The following is a 22283-nucleotide window of genomic DNA, read 5'->3' on the forward strand; positions in this document are numbered from 1 at the left end:
GCATGGTGTATAATTATAAATAAGAGTTTTATTAAGGGGGTGTGGCTTTATGGATGTACTTAAGTTAATGTTAAGCACAATTAAAAATATAAGTTTCTTTTCAGTTTTGGATATATTAGTGGTGGCCTATATATTCTATAAAACTTATATGCTAATGAAGGAAACAAGAGCTGAGCAGTTATTAAAAGGGATAGTGCTTATTTTTCTACTTATTCCTATAAGTCAGTTGCTTAATCTTACAGTATTAAATTGGATTTTAAATAAGACCATAACAATCGGTGTTTTGACTATTGTTATAATCTTTCAACCAGAAATAAGAAGAGCCTTAGAGCACCTGGGAAGGACAGCTTTTACGGACAAACACATATTTGAAAATGAAGAGACTATGGAAATAGTTATAACTGAAATTGTTAATGCTGTTGAAAACTTATCAAAAAGTAAAACAGGAGCACTAATAGTAATAGAGCAAAAGACCGGTATTGGAGAAATAATTAAAACAGGAACCGCCATAGACGCTTTAATATCTGGCGCTTTACTAGAAAATATATTCGTAGTTAATACTCCACTTCACGATGGAGCTACAATAATTAGAAATGGTAGAATAATAGCGGCAGGTTGTTTTCTGCCTTTAACAAATAATGATAAAATAAGCAAGAAATTAGGAACGCGGCATAGAGCAGCTATAGGAATAACTGAAACTTCAGATGCTCTAACAATAATAGTATCAGAAGAAACGGGAACTATATCATTGGCTGTGAATGGGAGATTGGTAAGGAACTATGACCGAGATAAGCTTAAGAAAATACTTGTTCAAATAATAAAGAACAGGCAAAGTAAAAAAATAACTTTAAAGGAGAAAATAAGGTCATGGATAAAGTCGAAAAACAACAATATATAATTAAAATATGCTGTGTAATAGCTGCTTTTGCGCTATGGCTTTTTATAACAAGTACAGAAAATCCAGTGAATGCTATTAAAATTAAAAGTATACCTGTGCAGCTTCTAAACACGGATATACTAACCCATTCAAATCTGATTTTAGTACCAGGGCAAGATTTAACCACATCCTTAAATATTAAAGGAGCAAATACTGGTATGCTTTTAAATACAAAAGCAGAAGATTTCACGGTAGTGGCAGATTTAGGTGCATATGCACTTAAAAGAGGAGAACAAAAAATTCCTATTGAAATAAGGAAAAGTCCTAATAATATAAATGTGACCAATGGTGAGGGGCTTTTTATAACCATAAATTTAGATGAATTGGCTGAGGTTAAAAAGCCTATAAGTGTAAATATAACTGGAAAGCCCAAAGAAGGCTATTATGCATCTGCAGCGAAATTATCACAAAACAATGCTATGGTAACAGGCGGGTCAAAGCTTGTAAATATAGTAAAAGAGATAATAATAGAAATAGATATACAAGGTAAGGAATCCGATGTTATAAAAAGCTATAAACTTAAACCGGTAGATGCAGCGGGAAAAGAAATAAAAGAAGTTACGGTAACTCCATCTCATATGGATGTTAAGGTTCCTTTAAAAAGGACTAAATCTGTAGGAGTGAAAGTAAAAACTACAGGGAGTTTAGACCCTAAATTTACTTTAGGAAGTATAAAAGTACTACCGGAACGATTTGATGTGACAGGAAGTATAGAGGGCCTTAGCCAACTAGAAAACTTAAGCACGGAAGCTATTGATTTAAGCAAAATAAGTGAGAGTACTACAATAGACGCAAAGGTAGTAATTCCTGGTGGAGTAAGTTTAGTTAGTGGTAGTGGCAGTGCTGAAAATGTAGTTAAGGTTGAAATTAGTGTAAATAAAGTGGTAGAAAAAATCCCGGATAAAGTAGTGGAAAAAAGTTTAAGTTTAGATATTAAATATAGTAATTTAGATGAAAAATATGATGCAAAGTTAGAAAAAGATAAAGTCGCAATAGTTATTTCAGGAACTGAAGCAATTATAAATTCACTAGATGTAAAAAAAATCACAGCTACAGTGGACTTAGTTAGTTTAGTAGAAGGTGAGCACACTGTAAAAGTATTAGTGACATTACCTGAAGGTGTAAATTCAATATCAGCGGTTCCAGATAAAATACTAGTAACTATTACAAAAAAACAAACGGGGGGAACTACTACTAATGGCAATTAAAGTGAATAACATAGTTTTAGACATAGATGAAAATATAGAGGATGTAAAAATAAAAGCAGCAAAAAAAATGAGAATTGACCAAAGTGAAATAAAAGTTTTTAAAATAGCTAAAGAATCCATAGATGCAAGGAAAAAAAATAATATTAAATTTAATTATGCTGCCATTATTGAAATGGATAATGAAATAAAAATCGTTGCCAAAGCAAATGATAAAGATGTTATACTTGAACCAGTTAAGTATGATTCTGAGTTTGAATTTGGAACTAAAAAGATGAACCATAGACCAATAATTGTGGGAATGGGACCAGCTGGAATGTTTGCTGGTCTTCTTATGGCTCAAAAAGGATATAAACCACTGATTATAGAAAGAGGAGAAAGCGTAGAGCGCAGGACAAATAGTATAGTTAAGTTTTGGACAAGAGCTGTGCTTAATGCAGAATCCAATGTGCAATTTGGTGAAGGCGGAGCAGGGACATTTTCAGATGGAAAGTTAACCACAAGAATAAAGGACACTAGGTGTGATTATATACTAGAAGAATTTGTGAAAGCTGGTGCGCCAGAGGAAATATTATATATGGGTAAGCCTCACATAGGTACAGATATACTAAAATCAGTTGTTAAAAATATTAGAGAAAGCATTATAAGTCTTGGTGGAGAAGTAAGATTTAATAGTAAACTTGAAGATATAATAATTAAAGATAAAAAAATTAAAAGTATAATAGTGAATGGAGAAGAGATACCCTGCGATAGCTTAATTTTAGCACCAGGACATAGTTCTCGAGATACTTATGAAATGTTATATGAAAAAGGGGTATTTATGTCTAGCAAGCCATTTGCAGTGGGGGTTAGAATAGAGCATCCACAAGGTATGATTAATGAAAATCAATATGGTAAATATGCTAGTCATGAAAGATTACAAGCTGCAGATTACAAGCTTACTTATAACAGTGAAAAATCTGGAAGAGCAGTATATAGTTTTTGTATGTGCCCAGGTGGAGAAGTAGTAGCAGCGGCATCTGAGCAGGGTCACTTGGTTATAAATGGAATGAGTAAATATAAGAGAGATAAGGCCAATGCAAATTCAGCTATAGTAGTATCTGTAGGGCCTAAGGACTTCCAAGGTGACAATCCACTTTCAGGTATAGAGTTCCAGAGGCATTATGAAGCTTTAGCTTATACGCTAGGAGGATCAAACTTCAATGCCCCAGTACAATTAGTTGGAGACTTCCTTAAAGATAAAGTTAGCAGTGTAATAGGTGGCGTAAAACCAAGTTATACACCTGGATATAAATTTGCTGATCTTACTAAGTGTTTGCCAAATTATGTAACAGACTCTATAAAAGAGGCTTTGCCTAAATTTGAATATAAAATCAATGGTTTTGCAAGGGAAGATGCAATTATGACTGGTATTGAAACAAGAACCTCAGCACCCGTAAGAATTGATAGAAATGACAATCTCCAAAGCATATCCCTAGAAGGCCTATATCCAGCAGGAGAAGGTGCAGGCTATGCAGGTGGAATAATTTCTGCTGCAGTAGACGGATTAAAAGTGGCAGAAAATATAATGAAAGAATGGAAGCAAATATAATAATTTTTTTTAACCCTTGAATTTCATCTATGTAATTTGTTAAAATGAAAGTAGCAACAGAAACATATGTGGACATAACTAGTAATATATTTATATAGTTAATAATAATTAGTTGCTATTATTGCATAGAGAAATAGGGGGGGAGTTATTCTAATGAAAAGCAAAGGATATATTTTAGTAATAAATCCTGGTTCAACATCAACTAAATTATCAATATTCAAAGATGAAGATTGTGTAATTACATCTAATTTGACCCATAGCTTTGATGAAATTAAGAAATTTGAAAAGATTTATGACCAAAAGGACATGAGGACTGCTTTAATTCTACAGTGGCTAGATCAAGAAGGCATAGCCCTTGAAGACTTAATCGCAGTAGTTGGTAGAGGTGGATTATTAAGACCAATGCCAGGTGGCACATATGAAATTACACCGAAAATGTTAGAGGATCTCAAAATAGGGTATCAAGCAGAACACGCGTCTAACCTAGGTGGAGTAATAGCCTTTGAAATTGCAAGAAAAATTAATATCCCGGCATTTATAGTAGACCCTGTAGCCGTAGATGAGATATTGGACGTGGCAAGAATATCAGGACTTCCAGAAATACCAAGACGTTCACTAGTTCATGCCTTAAATATAAAAGCAGTAACAAGAAGAGTTTGCACTAAATTACATAAAAATTTTGAAGATAGCACTTATGTTGTTGCACACATAGGTGGAGGAATTTCTGTGTCTCCAGTTAAAAACGGAAGAATTTTAGATGTAAACAATGCCAATGAAGAAGGACCTTTCTCACCAGAACGAACTGGAGGACTTCCAGTAGGAGATTTAGCAAAACTGGCTTTCAGTGGAGAATATACTCTACCCCAGTTAAAGAAAAAATTAACCGGTGAAGGGGGGCTCGTAGCTTATTTAAATACCAACGACGGAAGAATTGTTGATAAAATGATTGATGATGGAGATAAAAATGCAGAACTTATTTTTAAAGCGATGGCATATCAAATTGCTAAAGAAATAGGAGCCATGGCGACAGTAGTTTCTGGGAAAATTGATGCTATAATCCTTACAGGAGGATTAGCCTATAACAAGAAACTTACTACTTGGATAAGTGACATGGTGAGTTTTATAGCCAAGGTTGAACTAGTACCAGGGGAAGATGAAATGTTAGCACTGGCACAGGGAACTCTAAGGATATTAAAGGTCGAAGAAAAAGCTAAAATATACGAAGAACAAACAAAATAGAATAAAAGGAGTGTAATCTAATGATTAAAACTTTTAACGAGGTATTAAATACCGCAAAAACACAAGGAATGAAAACGGTAGCAGTAGCTGTAGCTCAAGATGCGCCAGTTCTTGAAGCAATTTGTGACGCTAAGAAAAATGGTATAGCAAATGCAATACTAATAGGAGATAGTGAAAAAATAATTTCTATTGCAAGTAAAATAGGTATGAATATAGAAGAGTTTGAAATTATAGATGAGAAGAACGATAAAAAAGCATCATTAGCTGCAGTTCAACTTGTATCATCAGGAAGAGCTGATATGCTTATGAAAGGCCTAGTAGATACAGCAACATTCTTAAGAGCTGTATTAAATAAAGAAGTAGGTCTTAGAACTGGAAGGCAAATGTCACATGTAGCAGTATTTGAGATACCAGGCTATGATAGATTAATATTTTTAACAGATGCTGCCTTCAATATGTATCCAGAATTAAAAGAAAAAATAGATATAATAAACAATTCAGTGCAAGTAGCAAAAGCTTGTGGTGTTGATCTTCCTAAAGTTGCAGCAGTTTGTGCAGTAGAAGTAGTAAACGCTAGTATGCCAGCAACACTTGATGCAGCAATGCTTTCAAAAATGAATGAGAGAGGCCAGATAAAAGGGTGTATTATTGATGGACCACTAGGCCTGGATAATGCATTATCAGAAGAAGCTGCAAAACATAAAAATCTAGGAGGCCCAGTAGCAGGTAAAGCGGATATTCTTTTAATGGCTAATATTGAAGCGGGAAATGCTATGTACAAATGTTTAACTTACACCACTGAAGCTAAAAATGGTGGATTACTAGTAGGTACTTCTGCCCCAGTTATATTAACTTCTAGAGCAGATACTCCTGAAACAAAATTAAATTCTATAGCACTTGCAGCACTAGTTGCAGAATTTAATAAGGCATCTCAAAAAAAATAACAAGGCAAAGCTGCAAAAGTATAAGAACTAATCTTTTACAATACAGAGGAGGAAAAATATGACACATAAATTATTAATGATTAATCCAGGTTCAACATCTACTAAGATAGGTGTATATGAAGATGAAAATGAGGTTCTAGTAGAAACCTTAAGACATTCCTCAGAAGAAATAGGTAAATTTGAAGGTATATACGAACAGTTTAATTTTAGAAAAGATGTTATATTAAATGTACTTAAAGAAAAGAACTTTGATATAAATACGCTAGACGCTATAATAGGCAGAGGTGGACTTCTAAAATCTATCGAAGGTGGAACTTATGCTGTAAACGATGCTATGCTTAATGATTTGAAAATCGGAGTGCAAGGTCAGCATGCTTCAAATTTAGGTGGAATAATTGCAAGTGAAATCGGGAAATCTTTAGATATACCAGCATTTATAGTTGATCCAGTAGTGGTTGATGAAATGATTGATGTGGCTAGAATATCAGGTATGCCAGAAATAGAAAGAAAAAGTATTTTTCATGCACTAAATCAAAAAGCAGTAGCTAAAAGATATGCAAAAGAAAATGGGAAAAAATACGAAGAAATTAGTTTAATAGTAGCACACATGGGTGGTGGAGTTTCAGTAGGAGCCCACAAGAATGGAAGAGTAATTGATGTGAATAATGCACTAGATGGAGAAGGTCCATTTTCACCAGAAAGATCTGGAGGATTACCAATAGGCGATTTAGCTAAAATGTGCTTTAGTGGAGAATACACATTAGAGGATATAAAGAAAAAGATAAATGGAAAAGGTGGCTTTGTTGCTTATCTTAATACAAACGATGCTAAAGAAGTAATAGATAGGGCAGAGGCAGGCGATGAAAAATACAAATTAATCTTTGAAGCTATGGGATATCAAGTAGCCAAGGAAATTGGAAAATGCGCAGCAGTTTTATCCGGAAAAGTGGATGCTATAATTTTAACAGGTGGAATAGCTTACGGCAAGCCTATGGTAAATTATATAAAAGAAAGAGTAGAATTTATAACAAACGTTGTAGTTTATCCAGGTGAAGATGAATTATTAGCACTAGCTGAAGGCGGTCTTAGAGTATTAAATGGCGAAGAAAAGGCAAAAGAGTATAAATAATAAACTATAACAATAAGACACATTAAATAAATAACTATTTTTTAAATGTGGTAAGTTGTTTTGAAAATTTATTTAATATCAAAACAATGTATTTTATTGAAATTCGGAAGGAAGTCAGTGATATAATGAGTAGAATAAGAGTATTTACAGGCCATTTTGGTAGTGGGAAGACAGAAATAGCAATAAATTATGCGATAAATCTTGCAAAAGAGGGAAAAAAAGTTGTAATAGCTGACTTGGATATAGTAAATCCTTATTTTTGTGTACGAGATGTGAGAAAAGAATTAGAGGGGTATGGAATAAGAGTAATAGCATCCAATCCAGAACTAGTTAATGCAGAACTCATGGTAGTCCCAGCAGAGATAATAGCTATATTTAATGACAAAAGCTACGAAGTGGTAATAGATGTAGGTGGGGATGACTCAGGCTCCATAGCTCTTGGTCAGTACAATAGATTTTTTGTGGAAGAGCCTTATGATATGTTCTTTGTTATAAACACAAATAGACCATTTACATCAGATGTTAGAGACATAAAGGAATACTTTAAAGCAATAGAAACAGCTTCAAGGCTCATGATAACTCATTTAATATCCAATACTAATTTGTCTTATGAAACTGAAGAGCAACATATAATAGATGGAGACAAAGTAGTAGCAAAGCTATCCAAAGAATTAAATATACCTCATGCCTATACTGTTTGTAGAAATGATTTAACTGAAAAAATGACAGGAAAATTGCAAGGTGATATATTTGGTATAGATATACATATGTTACCACCTTGGAGATAGATAGAAAGGGGTTAATTAAAAAATTAACAATATTGACAGTTTGTAATTCAAGGGGTAAAATCAAATAGTAAACGTTTAAATTTTATAAATTCGCATTTTGAGGAGGTTTAAACATGCCAAGAGTAAGTTTTAGAGAAGATAGATGTAAAGGTTGTGGACTTTGTATAACTGCATGTCCTAAGAAAATTATAAGTTTTTCAGATAGACTGAACATAAAAGGATACCATCCAGCTACAGTTACAGAAGAAAAGATGAAAGAATGTATTGGATGTGCATCTTGCGGAAAAATGTGCCCTGACTGCGTAATAACAGTTGAAAAGTAAAGAATAGGAGGATGGAACTTATGGGAGAAAAAGTGTTAATGAAAGGTAATGAGGCTATTGGAGAAGCAGCTATAAGAGCAAATTGTAAATGTTTCTTTGGATATCCAATAACACCTCAAACAGAGATATCTGCATATTTATCAAGAAAGATGCCTAAAATTGATAGGGTTTTCTTGCAAGCAGAGAGTGAAATTGCAGCTATAAACATGATTTATGGAGCAGCTGGTACAGGAATAAGATGTATGACATCTTCAAGTTCACCAGGAATAAGTTTAAAAGCAGAAGGAATATCTTACATAGCAGGAGCAGAGCTTCCATGTGTTATTGTAAATATAGTTAGAGGTGGTCCAGGACTTGGTAGTATTCAACCAGCTCAATCAGATTATTTTCAAGCAACTAAAGGTGGAGCACATGGTGATTTCAATATGCCTGTATATGCACCAGCATCAATACAAGAAATGGTTGACTTAGTTCAAGATGCATTTGATACTGCAGATATGTATAGAACTCCTGTAATGGTTATGGGAGACGGCATGCTAGGACAAATGATGGAACCCGTAGAATTTAAAGAGAGAGAAGCGAAAGTATTACCAGAAAAAACTTGGGCAGCCTGTGGTTTAAAGGGAAGAAAAAAACATAATGTAATAAATTCTCTTTATTTAAAATCAGAGATCCTAGAACAACATAACTTAAAATTGCAAGAAAAATTTAAAGAAATAACAAAAAATGAAACAAGATATGAAATGTACAATTGTGATGGTGAAAGTGATTTAATAATGGTTGCATACGGAACAACATCAAGAATATGCAAAAATGTTATTAAAATGGCAGAAAAAGAAGGCATAAAATTAGGATTAATAAGACCAATTACACTTTGGCCTTTCCCACTAGAAGCATTTGAGAAAAGTATAAATAGCACAAAACATGGATATATATCAGTAGAAATGAGTTGTGGACAAATGGTTGAAGATGTTAGACTTTCAGTTGAAGGAAGAAAACCAGTACACTTCTACGGAAGAACAGGTGGAATGGTTCCTCATCCAGACGATATATTAGATAAAGTTAGAGAAATAGTAGGGGGTGCAAAATAATGGCAATCGTATTTGAACCAACTAAAGCATTATTAGACGTTCCTACTCATTACTGTCCAGGATGTACTCATGGACTAATTCATAGATTAGTAGGAGAAGTTCTTGAGGAATTAGACGTAATAGATAAAACTATAGGAGTAGCTCCAGTTGGATGTTCTGTTTTAGCATATGACTACTTTGCCTGTGATATGTTTGAAGCAGCACATGGAAGAGCACCAGCAGTTGCTACAGGAATCAAAAGATCTAACCCAGATGCAGTAGTATTTACGTATCAGGGAGATGGAGATCTTGCAGCAATAGGTATGGCTGAAATAGTACATGCTGCTACAAGAGGCGAAAACATGGTTACTATATTCGTAAATAACTGTATTTACGGTATGACAGGTGGACAAATGGCTCCAACTACTCTTCCAGGTCAAGTAACAGAAACTTCACCATACGGAAGAGATGTAAAGCTACAAGGACATCCAATTAGAGTAGCAGAACTTATATCAACTTTAGGCGGCGCCTGTTATGTAGAAAGAGTATCAGCAGATAGCGTACCTAATGTTACTAAAACTAAAAAAGCTATAAAGAAAGCTTTCCAAAATGCAATTGATGGAAAAGGGTTCTCACTAGTAGAAGTATTATCAACATGCCCAACTAATTGGGGAAAATCACCTGATGAGTCAATGCAATGGCTTAGAGATAATATGATGCCTTTTTATACTCTAGGAGTTAAAAAAGACATAACTGAGGAGGTTAAGTAATATGGCAGCACAAGAAATTATATTTGCAGGATTTGGTGGTCAAGGTACACTTTCAATGGGAAAATTTTTAGCATATGCAGGAATGGATGCTGATATGAACGTTTCATGGTTGCCATCTTATGGACCAGAAATGCGTGGAGGTACTGCTAACTGTTCTGTTATACTTTCTGATGAGTTAGTTGGTTCACCAATAATTAACGATCCAAACACACTTATAGTTATGAATAGACCTTCCCTTGACAAGTTTGAAGATACTTTAGTTAAAGGTGGACTATTAATAATGGATTCTGACCTTGTAGATAGAATGCCAATAAGAAAAGATTTAGAAGTAATATGCGTTCCAGCTCAAACAGAAGCTTTAAACATTGGAAGCAAACAAATTGCTAACATGGTGCTTCTAGGAGCGTTAGTAAAGAGAACAGGAATAGTATCTATGGAAGCAATAATAGGGGCTTTAAAGGCTCATGGTAAAGAGAAATTCTTCGAAATAAACAAAAAAGCACTAGAAATAGGAGCTTCATATATAAAATAAGAGTAAAAGAAAAAGAGTATATATTACTACACCTTCATTCGCATCGCTAAGTAATTCTAAATTAATTAAGAATTACTAAAGCTTGCTCACATGAAGTCTACGTAATATATACTCTTTTTATACTTATTTAAATATAAGCAATTCGGTGAGGGATAAAACAAAAGGGGAAAAGTATATATTACTACAACTTCAGTTCGCTGTTCTAAGGAATTCTAAACAAATGAAGTTTACGTAATATATACTTTTTTTTGCGGGTTGAAACATTTGGACATATAAAATATTGAGAAAAGGCTACTGATAAATCAGTAGCTTTTTTTAGGTGTTAGAAAAATAAGTATATTTAAATCTTTGCTATTTACAACGTAACAATGTTATGTTACACTATAAATATAAGTAGATAAATGTTAATAATTGGCATATAATTTAGAAGTATACAAGGAGGATAATATGGAGGAAGATTTAATATCAAAAAAAGAATTACTAGAAATCACTAAGGTTTCCTATGGTCAGCTGTATAGGTGGAAAAGAAAAAATCTTATACCGGAAGATTGGTTTATAAAGAAATCTAGCTATACTGGTCAAGAAACTTATTTTCCTAGAGAAAGAATATTAGATAGAATAGAAAAAATTAAAGATATGAAGGATGACGTATCCTTGGATAGCCTAGCACAGATGTTTTCTCCTAAATTTGGGGAAGTATTTTTAAGTGAGGAAGAACTATTAGAAAAGAACATTGTTTCGGAGCATACACTAATATTGCATAAAAAAACATATGGAGAAATAAAAATTTTTTCTTTTGAGAGGATATTATATATATCATTATTAGAAAAGAGCTTGCTATCTGGAAATGTATCACTGGAGGAAGGTAAGCTTATAATAGTGACTTTAGAAGAAAATTATAAATCATTAGAAGGAAAAAATTGCGAGATAGTTTTTTTAAGGAAATTTGGCATGGCGCTATGTTTTTTAATTACTCTTCCTAATGAACTTTATATAGAAAAGGGTGCGAAAATTGTATTAAGGCTTAATATTTCACAGTGCATTCAAGAATTGAAAATCAAGATTTAATAATTATTATACTTTTAAAGAAATATGAGGAGGACAAATATGGAAAAGACTAATACTAACGATATAAAGATATCAGGATCGGGTACAGTTGGTGGTGGAAAATATAATGAAGTAAGTATAAGTGGATCAGGAAAAATAAACGGAAATGTGGAATGTGTAGACTTTAAAACTAGTGGTTCATCAAAAGTCTTAGGGGATTTAAAAGCAGGTACTATAAAAATCAGTGGATCTACGAGAATTGAAGGTAATGTAGAAGTAGAAGAAATGAAGATAAGTGGTTCATCACATGTCATAGGCGATGTTAAAAGTCAAAGTATAAAAATTAATGGGTCTACTCATATACAAGGAAACTTGCACGCAGAAGAAGTTACTATAGCGGGGTCAGCTAATATAGAAAAAAATTGTGAAGCAGAATGTTTTAAGGCTAGTGGTTGTTTTAAAATACAAGGCTTATTAAATGCTGGACAAATAAATATAAGGATTGGTGGCAACTGTAATGTACAAGAAATTGGTGGAGAGCATATTGAAGTAAGAGTTAGTCCGATAGATAATTCCTTTTTTAAAAAAGTAATTGACAAAATGTTTAATTCTAAAGGGGAGTTAACTACTACTTTAATTGAAGGGGATGAGATATACCTCCAAAATACCAATGCAAAAATAGTAAGAGGAAATCATATAACCATAGGTGAAGGTTGTAATATTGGGCTTGTAGAATATAGTGGGGAGATTATAATTTCAAGTGACTCAATAGTTGGAGAACAAAAGCATATATAAGCCGCTTTTTAGCTTAAAAGGAGAAGATTTAATCATAAAATCCAATAAAACTCATATATTTATATTAATATTATCAATATATAAATTAATATAATAAATATATATTGAAAAAATATTAAAATAATCAATTTATATATTGATTATTTTAATTAATGGTAATATAATGAATATAAAGAAAGTGGGTGGTAAAAGTGACTTATAAAATATTGTGTAAATGTCCAGTTTGTAGTTCTAAATTAAAAGTAACTAGACTTAAATGTGATGAATGTGGCACTGTAGTTGAAAATTATTTTGAATTGTCGAAATTCGATTATTTGAATAGTGAGCAGTTGTATTTCATTGAAGTATTTTTAAAATCCAGGGGAAACATTAAGGACGTGGAAAAGGAACTTGGCATATCATATCCAACAGTTCGGGCAAAGCTAGACGAGGTTATTACTTCACTTGGATATACTGTTACAAAACAAAAACCCTCTGTTGATAAAAAAGATGTAATAGATATGTTAGAAAAAGGTGAAATCACTGCTGATGAAGCATTAATTATGCTAAATGGTAAGTAAATAAGCTCTGAATTGGAAAATTTAAGCTATAAAAAAGGAGGATATTTAATGAATGAAGAAATGTCAAGAATATTGAAAATGGTTGAAGAAGGTAAAATTGATTCTGAAAAAGCTATGCAACTTATAGAAGCTCTAAAGGGAGAAAGTAAAGAATTTATTACTTTAGATAAGCCTCAACCGGATAATAGCCACAGTAATAGTAAATTTAAAGTTAAAATGCTGAGAATAAAAGTAAGATCTAACGATAACGATATTGTGAACATTAACTTGCCACTTAAATTCGTAAGTGGCATGATAAAAACCTTTGGAAGAATTCCAAATATAAATGTAAATGGCATGGACGACATAGAAATGGATGCAATGACTCAAACTATATTAGAAGCCATAGATGGTGGTATAGGTGGAAAGATTGTAGACATAAAAACTGGAGATGGGGATACAGTTGAGATTGTCATAGAGTAGAACTATAATTTTTGAGGTGTTATATGAGGATTTATATTAAAACAGAGGAAGGTAGGAAACTAAGAATTCCAGTTCCGATGTGGGCAATAAGACTGGTTACAAGACTTCCCATAGAGAGAATTGTAAGAAAACACATGAAGGAAAAGCATGCTAAGTATTTAGAACTAATAGACTGGAATGAAATGAGGAATTTAATTATTTCATTAAGTGATTATAAAGGACTAAACTTAGTAGATATAAAAGCTAATGATGGCACGGAAGTACAAATACGAATTTAGAGTTCTTGAAGTGGGGACGTTTTATAATTGTAAATTCTTATATAAATTGAAATGAACTATTTTTTTATTAATAATTTAGCTGAAAAAATAACCCAGTTGGGTTATTTTTTTTAAATGAAGAGATTTCAAAAATTTAGGATTTTTTTACAAGTACTTATTGTTGTAGTATAATACAAACTAGATTATAATCAGAGTGTATGTATTTATATATAATAGTTTTACTATATGTGCAAATAAATGGTAAAATAAAACAGAGAACATTTTATATAAAGTGTGCATAATTATTATGGTATATCTATTTAGTCAGTAACATTCAGTAAATTATGAAATTATATTAATGTGGATAAAAAGAAGACGAATATAGGATTCAGAAACAAAGTACTAACATACTTAATAGCTATTTTGTTTAGTATGCCCTTGTAATAAACCTATAATATATTGAGAAAGAGGTAGAAAAATATGAGTAGAATATTCGGAACAGATGGAGTACGAGGTATAGCAAATACAGAATTAACAAGTCAGCTTGCATATAATTTAGGAAGATCGGGAGCATTTGTACTAACAGATGGAGCACATAAACCTAAAATTATAGTAGGAATGGATACAAGGGTTTCAGGAGATATGTTAGAAGCAGCTTTAGTTGCAGGAATTTTATCTGTAGGAGCTGAAGCTATATGCCTTGGAGTGGTTCCTACGCCAGCGGTAGCATATTTAACTAGAAAATATGGAGCAGATGCAGGAGTTGTTATCTCAGCGTCTCACAACCCAGTAGAATACAATGGAATAAAATTTTTCGATAGCAAAGGATTCAAATTGTCCGATGAATTAGAGGACACAATACAAGCAGTTATAGAAAATGATTTTAAAGGAGTGCCATCACCTATAGCAGGTGATTTAGGCAAGAAGACAGTTAAGTGCAGTGGTGTAGAGGATTATATAGAATTTGCTAAATCCACTATTTCAGGAGATTTAAAAGGACTTAAAATAGCATTAGATTGTGCTAATGGCGCATCTTATATTACTTCAGTAAGAGCTGCAAGAGAACTAGGAGCAGAGGTTTTAGTTATTAACAATGATCCAGATGGTATAAATATAAATAAAGACTGTGGATCTACTCATATTGAGCACTTAATGGCTTTTGTTAAAGAAAATCATTGTGATTTAGGACTCGCTTTTGATGGTGATGCAGATAGATGTTTAGCAGTGGATGAAAAAGGAAACTTTATAAATGGTGATTTTATGATTGCTATTTGTGCCAAGCACCTAAAAGACACAGGAAAATTAACTAAAGATACAGTAGTAGTAACAGTTATGAGTAATTTGGGACTTGATATTGCAATGAATCAGGAAAATATAACTACAGTTAAAACTATAGTAGGCGATAGATATGTGCTTGAAAAAATGAAAGAAGAAGGTTATAGCTTAGGGGGAGAGCAATCAGGTCATTTAATTTTCCTTGATTTTAATACTACAGGGGATGGACTTGTATCAGGAATTCAATTAGCTACTGTAATTAAAGAAACAGGGAAACCATTATCAGAGCTTGCAGCAATGATGACAGAGCTTCCACAAGTATTAGTTAATGCAACAGTACCTAACGATAAAAAGAACATTCATGAAACTGATAGTGAAATAATTGAAGAAATCAAAAAAATTGAAGAAAAATTAAATGGTTGTGGAAGAGTCCTTATTAGACCTTCAGGTACAGAACCTCTAGTGAGAGTTATGCTGGAAGGTAAAGTGCAAAATGAATTAAATGAAATGGCACATGCTCTTGCAAAATTAATAGAGGAAAAAGCAAATAGATAGATATAATCTAGCAAGAATAAAGTTACAATTCAATGAATTTATTGTTAAAAGCATTGACGTTTAGGGTATAAAATGAATATAATAGACTGAAACCTTATGGATAAGGCCCATAAGATTTCAGTTTTTTTAATGTTTGCGAAAGGAGGATAGAAGAATTTTATGATTTTAAAGCGCCAGGACTCATAAAGAGTATCAGTAATTATGATGCACTATGAGTTGACGAGGATGGGGAGTATCGAATCTTCGGCGGATGCCCCGCGGTAGCGCACTACCGTTAATGATTGATAAAAGCGAAAAGTGATTTTCGTGACAACATCAATCTGGTGTTAAAACCTTTATAAATATGTATGAACTAGCATATTTCATTGGATTATTGTGAGTGTAGATTTTCAGTTATTAAGCATAAGAAAATCATATGTACCATAACTGCGAATACTATATTTAAAATAATTATCAAAAAACAATGATGATAAGTATGCTTAGTTAAGTATTGCCTTTGGGTGATCGGCATCATCTTTAGATGATGAACATCATCTAAAGATGATGAATTGTGCAAAATTTTAAATTTGAGAGGAAGATGAATATGTGCGGAATAGTTGGATATTTTGGAAGTAAACAGGCTTCACCAATATTGGTAGAAGGTCTTAGTAAATTAGAATATAGAGGATATGATTCAGCAGGAATTGCAATTATAAATGAGGGACACTTAAAAGTAACTAAATGCAAAGGAAGACTTGCAAATTTAGAAGCTCAATTACTAGAAGAGCCACTTATGGGCAACGTGGGTATAGGTCACACTAGATGGGCTACTCATGGTAAACCATCAGATGAAAATTCTCACCCACATACTAATGAAAAAGAGACTATTAGTGTAGTTCATAATGGAATTATAGAGAATTACATCCATTTAAGAGAATGGTTAATGTCAAAAGGGTATAAATTCACATCTGAAACTGATTCAGAAGTAATACCACACCTTATAGATTTTTATTATAATGGAGATATAGTTGATGCGGTAATGAAGGCTATTACTAAAATGGAAGGTAGTTATGCCATAGCAGTAATAACAAGCGATGAACCAGATAAACTAGTAGCAGTAAGAAAAGACAGCCCACTAATAGTAGGACTTGGCAAAGATGAATTTTATGTAGCTTCAGATATACCAGCAGTATTAAATCATACAAGAGAGGTATATTTATTAGAAGACAAAGAATTTGTTGTAATTTCCAGTGACGGAATAAAACTTCTTGACGCAGAGGGCGAAACTATAAACAAAGAAATTTTCCATGTAACTTGGGATGCAGAAGCTGCTGAAAAAGGTGGATATGAGCACTTTATGCTAAAAGAAATCCATGAACAGCCAAAGGCAATCAGAGACACTATGACTTCAAGAATAGTTCTAGGAGAACCAATTACATTAGATGATATAAATATAACTAAAGAGCAAATTAAAAATTTAAATAAAATATATATAGTAGCTTGCGGAACTGCATATCATGCAGGAGTTGTAGGTAAATATGTTATAGAAAAACTTGCAAGAATACCAGTAGAACTAGATATAGCATCTGAGTTTAAATATAGAGATCCAATAATGGATAAAAACACATTAATGATAGTTATAAGCCAATCAGGAGAAACTGCAGACACCATGTCAGCTTTAAGGCTTGCAAAGTCAAAAGGCGCAAGAGTAATAGCTGTAACAAATGTTGTAGGCAGTGCAGCTTCAAGAGAAGCAGACGATGTACTATATACTTGGGCAGGACCAGAAATAGCAGTTGCATCTACTAAAGCTTATGTAACTCAACTTATAGCAATGTATATAATAGCATTATTCTTTGCTCAAAGCAAAGAAACATTAAGCAATGAAGAAATAGAAGAAATTAAAATAGCTATGATGGAACTTCCAGAAAAGGCAGAAGAGGTTTTGAAAAATAAAGAAACTGTGCAAAAATTCACAGCAAAAACTTATATGCATAAAGATATGTTCTTCATAGGACGTGGACTTGACTATGCAGTTGCAATGGAAGGTTCATTAAAGCTTAAAGAAATATCTTATATTCATTCAGATGCCTATGCAGCAGGAGAGCTAAAACATGGTCCAATAGCACTTATGGAAGAAGGGACTATAGTTATAGCACTAGCTACTCAAGAAGCGGTATTTGACAAGACAGTAAGCAATATAAAAGAAATAACTACTAGAGGAGCAAAAGTATTTGCTTTCGCACCTGTTGGACACACTGAAATTGAAAAATCAGTTTTCTCTGTAACTTATATACCAAAAGTAATGGATATATTAGCTCCAGTAATTTCAGTAATTCCACTACAATTATTGTCTTATTACATGGCAATTCAAAAGGGTTGCGATGTTGATAAACCAAGAAATTTAGCAAAATCAGTAACGGTGGAATAGGTTCCATACGCGTGGCAAGAGTAGTTGTGTGAGTTATAATTAATATTGTCATATATTATAATTAATATTGTCATAAATTATAACTAATGATGTCACTTTAAAAAAACTATTATAACCGAGGAATCCTGATAATATCAGGGTTTCTTCTTTTTTTAGTATAAAGATTTTTTATAAAAAAATTATAGAAAATGAAATTAGTGATTTTATAAGTAAATTTGACATAAATCGTTATACATATTTGAAGTAAATAATATTATGAATATACTATTCAATATATGGACACAATTTAAATAATAAAAATATAAATTTTAAGAATGGAGTGAGTATAAATGTCCCAAGGGTTAGGAATAACTTTACTTACTATAGGTGGATTAGCTTCTATGGGAATGATAGCATTTGTATTTATAAAAACTATAATTAATACAACTAAGTATGCAAATAAAAAAAATGAAGATAACTAAAAACTCTTGGTTGAGTTTTATATTTACTATAAAACAAATATTATAAAGTTTTATTATATGACAAGTATGGCAATTAGAAATTAAAAAGAGGTGCTTGTTAGTCAATGTGTTCACTTTAGCAGTAGAAATTCAAAAAAGCATTTATGTAACTTTAAATGACATGGATGTTATCAATAAAATAAGACTATTCCAAATTAAATATTTGGAATAGTCTTATTTATGTTTTATAGTTTAGTTTCATTTATATTATAACTAATATGAACCTGAATTTAAGTTGCTTTATCAAAGATTACAAATATCATTGTCCCTACTTATATACATACTTGATGAAACTAATACATTGTAAATACTAATAAGAGGTAGTAGTAGGATTAAGGATAAATTGGATGACAGGAGTAAATTGGGACTGACACTGATACATTTTTACAGATAATATTAAAAATATTGTTGTAATAAATTACAATATGTACAAATATTATGGAGTTAATTGGTTATACGTGTAAGAAAAGTGATATAATTATTTTATGAATCTGATGGTGGGGGGGGGATTAAGATGGAACGTGATTTTAGGTATTTAAGAGATAATCATACAGACGGTGGAGCACGTGAAATATTTGAAAAAATATGTATACAATTAATGCAGTTAAAATTTAATAACGCTTATCCTGTTGCTGTATCTCAGGGCGATGACGGTATTGATATTTTTGTTGGAGATTTTAGTGATAGCATTGACGTTTATCAATGCAAGTATTTTATAGATGGAATTGGAGATTCACAAAAATCACAAATAAGAGAATCATTTAATAGAGCAGTTTCTACCGATAGGTATAAATTAAACAATTGGTTTTTGTGTTTGCCCTGTGTGTTAACTGAAAAGGAACATATGTGGTGGTGGTCATGGAAGAAAAGGATGGAGGATAAATATAAAAAAAATATTAAAATATACGATGGTAGCTTGTTAATTTCCGAATTAAAAGAATATGATATTTATAATACTTTATTTGATAATGATACAATTATTTTGTTAAATCAGATATTGTCATGTTTACAAGATAGAAAAAGATATTATGAAGAAATAATTTATGAAACTGATGATTTATCTGATTTAGGGTATGATGATTGTATTTTTATAAAAAAATTGGAATGTGCACATATTTTTGAAAAAGAAATGTGTATGAAAGAATTTTTTAATGCTGAGATAGCAAAAAGTACAATTGAAAGTAAGGGCAATTTAAAAGATTTAAAAGTATATAGGCAATTGAAATCTAAAATACATAGCATTTGGTATCCTCAATACATGCAATATGCTGATGAAATAGACGGGAATATTCTATTAGCAAAAACATATGAAAGAATAGAGGAATTTGATACTACGACTCTTCATACTATAGATGATATTTCTCTTATAGCAAAAAAAGGCATGTTACATCAGCTTTCAAATGAATGTAAAGTTGGGTGGATAAAAAATTATGCAGAAAAATTAGAACAGTATTTAAATAAGGGGGAAAGCGGTTGTGGAAAATCAAAATAGTACCTTTGTTAGTAATATTGTTTTAGATTCTATAAGGATATTAATTCTTATTTCAAAGTTTGAGGCAAAAAAAACGTTTAAAATGACTATAGATAAAATAATGCTTTATGACTACTACATGAAGTTTCCTAATACCATGATAGATAAAAATACAATGGAAATTAATATTGACTGTAATTTTTATGAATTTTATTCTTTCTATCATTGGAAACCAAATATAATTGATTACAATAAAGTTATGCGATATTTAGTAGCTAAAGAATTAGTTAAACGTGCTGTTGACAAACAGTTCTATTATACAGCAACCAATAAAGGGTATAAATTTTTAAATGAGTTAAATTCAGAATATAAAAACTCTTTAAATATAATAGCAAATATTATTAAAACCAATATTGCCAAAATGAGCGATGGTGAAGTAGAACAGGAGATACAGGAAAAAAACAATGTTTTTAAAAGATTTGAGGGGGAGGAAAATGGGAAAGAAATTTAAATTGATAAAACTTTCATTGATTGGCACTCGAAAAAATTATGAGGTTATTTTTAAAGATGGTCTTAATTATATTTCTGGTCCCACTTCGACAGGTAAAACTTTAATATTAGAAATGATTAATTATGCTTTGGGGTCAGAAAAACACAAAAGTTATATTGAATTAGGTCAAAGTTGTACTTTCGTTAAGTTAGAAATAGAGATAAAAGATTTAAAATATATTATTAAAAGGAAATTGTTTGAATTTAATGAACCAGTCGCAGTATTTGCATGGGACTTAGAAAGTAATAAGTTTAAGTACCTGGATAGGTTTGATATAGATATACCGAGTAATCCTAAGTCGTTGACATTCTTTTTATTGGAAAAACTTGATTTGTCTAATATCAAAGTTGCTAAACAAGACTTTAGTTTTAGAGATTTATTCAAATATTCATATTTAAAGCAAACAGAAATTGATAATGAAAATATTATGGGAGAAAAGAACTGGCAGACTTCTATTAAAAGAAAGCCCACATTTGAAATAATTTTTAATATATATGATGAACTATTAGCAGGGCTTAAAGCAAGTTTAAAAGTAAAAAATGATGAATTAAAAGAATCTCAAACAAAAGTAAATAGCATTAATGAGTTTTTACAAAGGTCAGAAATGATGGACTTTAAAACATACTTAAATAAGCGGAGTGATGTTGACAAAAGCATAATTGAAAAACAGAAGGAACTTTATGATATAAAAATTACAGGGAATATAAAGGAAGAAAGTACATTAGAGTTACAGAACAAAATATTAAAATTAAAAAATCAATGTGAAAAATTAGGAAGGAATATAATTGAACAAACGCAATATGTAAATAAATTAATTTTATTAAAAAACCAATATATAAGTGAAATAAGTAAAATTGATTTTATAGTTGAAGGCTACCATGCTCTTAATAGGTTTGATTATGTGATATGTCCAAGTTGTCTACAATCAATAGATATAGATGTTAGTTCTAATAAATGCAATTTATGTGGTAAAGAAAAGATTGAACCAGAAATTGAGGAAATTTTATCCTTAAAACATGATAAAAAAACGCTTATAAAAAAGAATAAAGAATTAGGCGATTATATTCAAAATGAAGAGCTGAATTTAGAATTAATGATGAAAGAATGCTCTGACCTCAAAAATGATTTGTTTAATTCAGAAAAAGAGCTTTTACATTTACACAAACACTACATCAATCCATTAATGGAACGAATAGAACAACTAAACTATGAAATCGGTGAAGCTAATAGAATCATAACAGAATTAGAAAGTAATCATAAAATGCTTATAGAATTAGATAGGATTAAAACATTATGTAAGGATAAAGAAAAATCAGTGGAAGATTTAAAAGATAAGATAAGAAATACTGAGAGTACAGTTACAGATAAAGAAGATGTAATTAAAAATTTGTCAGAACAGTTAACTAAAAATCTCATTGCATTTGATTTTCCTAAGTTAGAGAATTCTTATATTGATGGGAAAACATATTTGCCACATGTAAGAGAACGCTTATATAGCGAGTTGGGCAGTTTGGCGGGAGTAACATTGATAACGATGGCATACTACTTAGCAATTGCTATATGTGCAAATCAAGAAACATTTAACCATTTAGGATTAATTATAATTGACTCTCCAAGAAAAAATTTAGGTGCTGATTCAAAAGAAAAAACATTCAAGGATGAAGAAATATTCAATTCTATAGTAAGTTTTTTGATAGAGGTCGACAAGGAATATAGAACTGATATTCAGTTTGTTGTAGTAAATAATGGCTATCCCATTTTTCTTAATAAAAATGATATTATTAAAGAATTTGATGGTGATGGAAGAAAAGGACTACCTTATGGAATGATAGATGATATTCAAGGTTAAAAGTTATAGAAAAAATAGATTGGA

General features: G+C 31.6%; 22 protein-coding genes. All 22 read left to right on the forward strand.

Annotated features, from left to right (window positions below; genetic code table 11):
* Nucleotides 1–49: 49 nt before the first annotated feature.
* The 22 genes from cdaA to Ctaglu_RS14765 all read left to right on the forward strand — a co-directional run bounded on the left by cdaA (nt 50) and on the right by Ctaglu_RS14765 (nt 22259).
* On the forward strand, nt 50–898 hold the full coding sequence (cdaA, locus tag Ctaglu_RS14665) for a diadenylate cyclase CdaA (protein ID WP_125002970.1): 849 nt from the start codon (nt 50–52) through the stop codon (nt 896–898).
* On the forward strand, nt 868–2145 hold the full coding sequence (locus Ctaglu_RS14670; RefSeq protein WP_125002972.1) for a CdaR family protein: 1278 nt from the start codon (nt 868–870) through the stop codon (nt 2143–2145). Before cdaA ends, Ctaglu_RS14670 begins: the two co-directional genes overlap by 31 nt.
* Nucleotides 2135–3733 carry an NAD(P)/FAD-dependent oxidoreductase gene (locus Ctaglu_RS14675; RefSeq protein ID WP_125002974.1) on the forward strand — a complete coding sequence of 533 codons (1599 nt, stop codon included), beginning with the start codon at nt 2135–2137 and terminating at the stop codon, nt 3731–3733. The genes Ctaglu_RS14670 and Ctaglu_RS14675 overlap by 11 nt, the downstream gene beginning before the upstream one ends.
* Before the next feature lie 153 nt (nt 3734–3886).
* Entirely contained in the window at nt 3887–4972 is a 1086-nt protein-coding gene (buk, locus tag Ctaglu_RS14680; RefSeq protein WP_125002976.1) for a butyrate kinase, read from the forward strand.
* A gap of 20 nt (nt 4973–4992) precedes the next feature.
* Nucleotides 4993–5916 carry a phosphate butyryltransferase gene (gene ptb, locus Ctaglu_RS14685; protein ID WP_125002978.1) on the forward strand — a complete coding sequence of 308 codons (924 nt, stop codon included), beginning with the start codon at nt 4993–4995 and terminating at the stop codon, nt 5914–5916.
* 58 nt (nt 5917–5974) lie between these two features.
* Nucleotides 5975–7045: a butyrate kinase gene (buk, locus tag Ctaglu_RS14690; RefSeq protein ID WP_125002980.1), complete on the forward strand. Its 1071-nt coding sequence runs from the start codon at nt 5975–5977 to the stop codon at nt 7043–7045.
* 125 nt (nt 7046–7170) lie between these two features.
* Nucleotides 7171–7833 carry a nucleotide-binding protein gene (locus Ctaglu_RS14695; RefSeq protein WP_125002982.1) on the forward strand — a complete coding sequence of 221 codons (663 nt, stop codon included), beginning with the start codon at nt 7171–7173 and terminating at the stop codon, nt 7831–7833.
* Between the two features lie 113 nt (nt 7834–7946).
* Complete coding sequence (locus tag Ctaglu_RS14700; protein ID WP_125002984.1) at nt 7947–8156, forward strand: 4Fe-4S binding protein; 210 nt, start codon at nt 7947–7949, stop codon at nt 8154–8156.
* 20 nt (nt 8157–8176) lie between these two features.
* Nucleotides 8177–9247 (forward strand): 3-methyl-2-oxobutanoate dehydrogenase subunit VorB, encoded by a 1071-nt coding sequence (locus tag Ctaglu_RS14705; RefSeq protein WP_125002986.1) that lies wholly within the window; start codon nt 8177–8179, stop codon nt 9245–9247.
* Nucleotides 9247–9996 carry a thiamine pyrophosphate-dependent enzyme gene (locus Ctaglu_RS14710; protein ID WP_125002988.1) on the forward strand — a complete coding sequence of 250 codons (750 nt, stop codon included), beginning with the start codon at nt 9247–9249 and terminating at the stop codon, nt 9994–9996. Before Ctaglu_RS14705 ends, Ctaglu_RS14710 begins: the two co-directional genes overlap by 1 nt.
* Before the next feature lies 1 nt (nt 9997).
* Nucleotides 9998–10528: a 2-oxoacid:ferredoxin oxidoreductase subunit gamma family protein gene (locus Ctaglu_RS14715; RefSeq protein WP_125002990.1), complete on the forward strand. Its 531-nt coding sequence runs from the start codon at nt 9998–10000 to the stop codon at nt 10526–10528.
* A 447-nt stretch (nt 10529–10975) separates the two neighbouring features.
* Nucleotides 10976–11596, forward strand: a complete 621-nt coding sequence (locus Ctaglu_RS14720) for a YhbD family protein (RefSeq protein ID WP_125002992.1) — start codon at nt 10976–10978, stop codon at nt 11594–11596.
* 39 nt (nt 11597–11635) lie between these two features.
* Complete coding sequence (locus Ctaglu_RS14725; RefSeq protein WP_125002994.1) at nt 11636–12370, forward strand: bactofilin family protein; 735 nt, start codon at nt 11636–11638, stop codon at nt 12368–12370.
* 191 nt (nt 12371–12561) lie between these two features.
* Entirely contained in the window at nt 12562–12930 is a 369-nt protein-coding gene (locus Ctaglu_RS14730) for a DUF2089 domain-containing protein (RefSeq protein WP_125002996.1), read from the forward strand.
* Nucleotides 12931–12978: 48 nt separating this feature from the next.
* Nucleotides 12979–13392: an SHOCT-like domain-containing protein gene (locus tag Ctaglu_RS14735; RefSeq protein WP_125002997.1), complete on the forward strand. Its 414-nt coding sequence runs from the start codon at nt 12979–12981 to the stop codon at nt 13390–13392.
* 23 nt (nt 13393–13415) lie between these two features.
* Nucleotides 13416–13670, forward strand: coding sequence for a hypothetical protein (locus tag Ctaglu_RS14740; RefSeq protein ID WP_125002999.1), 255 nt, complete (start codon nt 13416–13418; stop codon nt 13668–13670).
* Between the two features lie 459 nt (nt 13671–14129).
* Nucleotides 14130–15479, forward strand: coding sequence for a phosphoglucosamine mutase (glmM, locus tag Ctaglu_RS14745; RefSeq protein ID WP_125003001.1), 1350 nt, complete (start codon nt 14130–14132; stop codon nt 15477–15479).
* A 583-nt stretch (nt 15480–16062) separates the two neighbouring features.
* On the forward strand, nt 16063–17889 hold the full coding sequence (glmS, locus tag Ctaglu_RS14750; protein WP_125003003.1) for a glutamine--fructose-6-phosphate transaminase (isomerizing): 1827 nt from the start codon (nt 16063–16065) through the stop codon (nt 17887–17889).
* Nucleotides 17890–18218: 329 nt separating this feature from the next.
* Nucleotides 18219–18350, forward strand: a complete 132-nt coding sequence (locus Ctaglu_RS26205; protein ID WP_267901284.1) for a hypothetical protein — start codon at nt 18219–18221, stop codon at nt 18348–18350.
* Nucleotides 18351–18903: 553 nt separating this feature from the next.
* On the forward strand, nt 18904–19881 hold the full coding sequence (locus Ctaglu_RS25240) for an ABC-three component system protein (protein WP_185732722.1): 978 nt from the start codon (nt 18904–18906) through the stop codon (nt 19879–19881).
* Entirely contained in the window at nt 19865–20371 is a 507-nt protein-coding gene (locus Ctaglu_RS14760) for an ABC-three component system middle component 2 (protein ID WP_125003005.1), read from the forward strand. Before Ctaglu_RS25240 ends, Ctaglu_RS14760 begins: the two co-directional genes overlap by 17 nt.
* Complete coding sequence (locus tag Ctaglu_RS14765) at nt 20355–22259, forward strand: hypothetical protein (RefSeq protein ID WP_125003006.1); 1905 nt, start codon at nt 20355–20357, stop codon at nt 22257–22259. Before Ctaglu_RS14760 ends, Ctaglu_RS14765 begins: the two co-directional genes overlap by 17 nt.
* The last annotated feature ends 24 nt before the right edge of the window (nt 22260–22283 follow it).

The sequence above is a fragment of the Clostridium tagluense genome (genome assembly GCF_003865095.1).
Classification (GTDB): Bacteria; Bacillota; Clostridia; order Clostridiales; family Clostridiaceae; genus Clostridium_AD; species Clostridium_AD tagluense.

Excerpts from the sequence above, each read along its gene's own strand:
- Ctaglu_RS14705 (WP_125002986.1), top strand. The coding sequence starts at position 8,177 with ATGGGAGAAAAAGTGTTAATGAAAGGTAATGAGGCTATTGGAGAAGCA.
- buk (WP_125002980.1), top strand. The coding sequence starts at position 5,975 with ATGACACATAAATTATTAATGATTAATCCAGGTTCAACATCTACTAAG.
- glmM (WP_125003001.1), top strand. The coding sequence starts at position 14,130 with ATGAGTAGAATATTCGGAACAGATGGAGTACGAGGTATAGCAAATACA.
- Ctaglu_RS14710 (WP_125002988.1), top strand. The coding sequence starts at position 9,247 with ATGGCAATCGTATTTGAACCAACTAAAGCATTATTAGACGTTCCTACT.
- Ctaglu_RS14725 (WP_125002994.1), top strand. The coding sequence starts at position 11,636 with ATGGAAAAGACTAATACTAACGATATAAAGATATCAGGATCGGGTACA.
- Ctaglu_RS14740 (WP_125002999.1), top strand. The coding sequence starts at position 13,416 with ATGAGGATTTATATTAAAACAGAGGAAGGTAGGAAACTAAGAATTCCA.
- glmS (WP_125003003.1), top strand. The coding sequence starts at position 16,063 with ATGTGCGGAATAGTTGGATATTTTGGAAGTAAACAGGCTTCACCAATA.
- buk (WP_125002976.1), top strand. The coding sequence starts at position 3,887 with ATGAAAAGCAAAGGATATATTTTAGTAATAAATCCTGGTTCAACATCA.
- cdaA (WP_125002970.1), top strand. The coding sequence starts at position 50 with ATGGATGTACTTAAGTTAATGTTAAGCACAATTAAAAATATAAGTTTC.
- Ctaglu_RS14720 (WP_125002992.1), top strand. The coding sequence starts at position 10,976 with ATGGAGGAAGATTTAATATCAAAAAAAGAATTACTAGAAATCACTAAG.
- Ctaglu_RS14700 (WP_125002984.1), top strand. The coding sequence starts at position 7,947 with ATGCCAAGAGTAAGTTTTAGAGAAGATAGATGTAAAGGTTGTGGACTT.
- Ctaglu_RS14765 (WP_125003006.1), top strand. The coding sequence starts at position 20,355 with ATGGGAAAGAAATTTAAATTGATAAAACTTTCATTGATTGGCACTCGA.
- Ctaglu_RS14675 (WP_125002974.1), top strand. The coding sequence starts at position 2,135 with ATGGCAATTAAAGTGAATAACATAGTTTTAGACATAGATGAAAATATA.
- Ctaglu_RS14735 (WP_125002997.1), top strand. The coding sequence starts at position 12,979 with ATGAATGAAGAAATGTCAAGAATATTGAAAATGGTTGAAGAAGGTAAA.
- Ctaglu_RS14715 (WP_125002990.1), top strand. The coding sequence starts at position 9,998 with ATGGCAGCACAAGAAATTATATTTGCAGGATTTGGTGGTCAAGGTACA.
- Ctaglu_RS25240 (WP_185732722.1), top strand. The coding sequence starts at position 18,904 with ATGGAACGTGATTTTAGGTATTTAAGAGATAATCATACAGACGGTGGA.
- Ctaglu_RS26205 (WP_267901284.1), top strand. The coding sequence starts at position 18,219 with ATGTCCCAAGGGTTAGGAATAACTTTACTTACTATAGGTGGATTAGCT.
- Ctaglu_RS14695 (WP_125002982.1), top strand. The coding sequence starts at position 7,171 with ATGAGTAGAATAAGAGTATTTACAGGCCATTTTGGTAGTGGGAAGACA.
- ptb (WP_125002978.1), top strand. The coding sequence starts at position 4,993 with ATGATTAAAACTTTTAACGAGGTATTAAATACCGCAAAAACACAAGGA.
- Ctaglu_RS14670 (WP_125002972.1), top strand. The coding sequence starts at position 868 with ATGGATAAAGTCGAAAAACAACAATATATAATTAAAATATGCTGTGTA.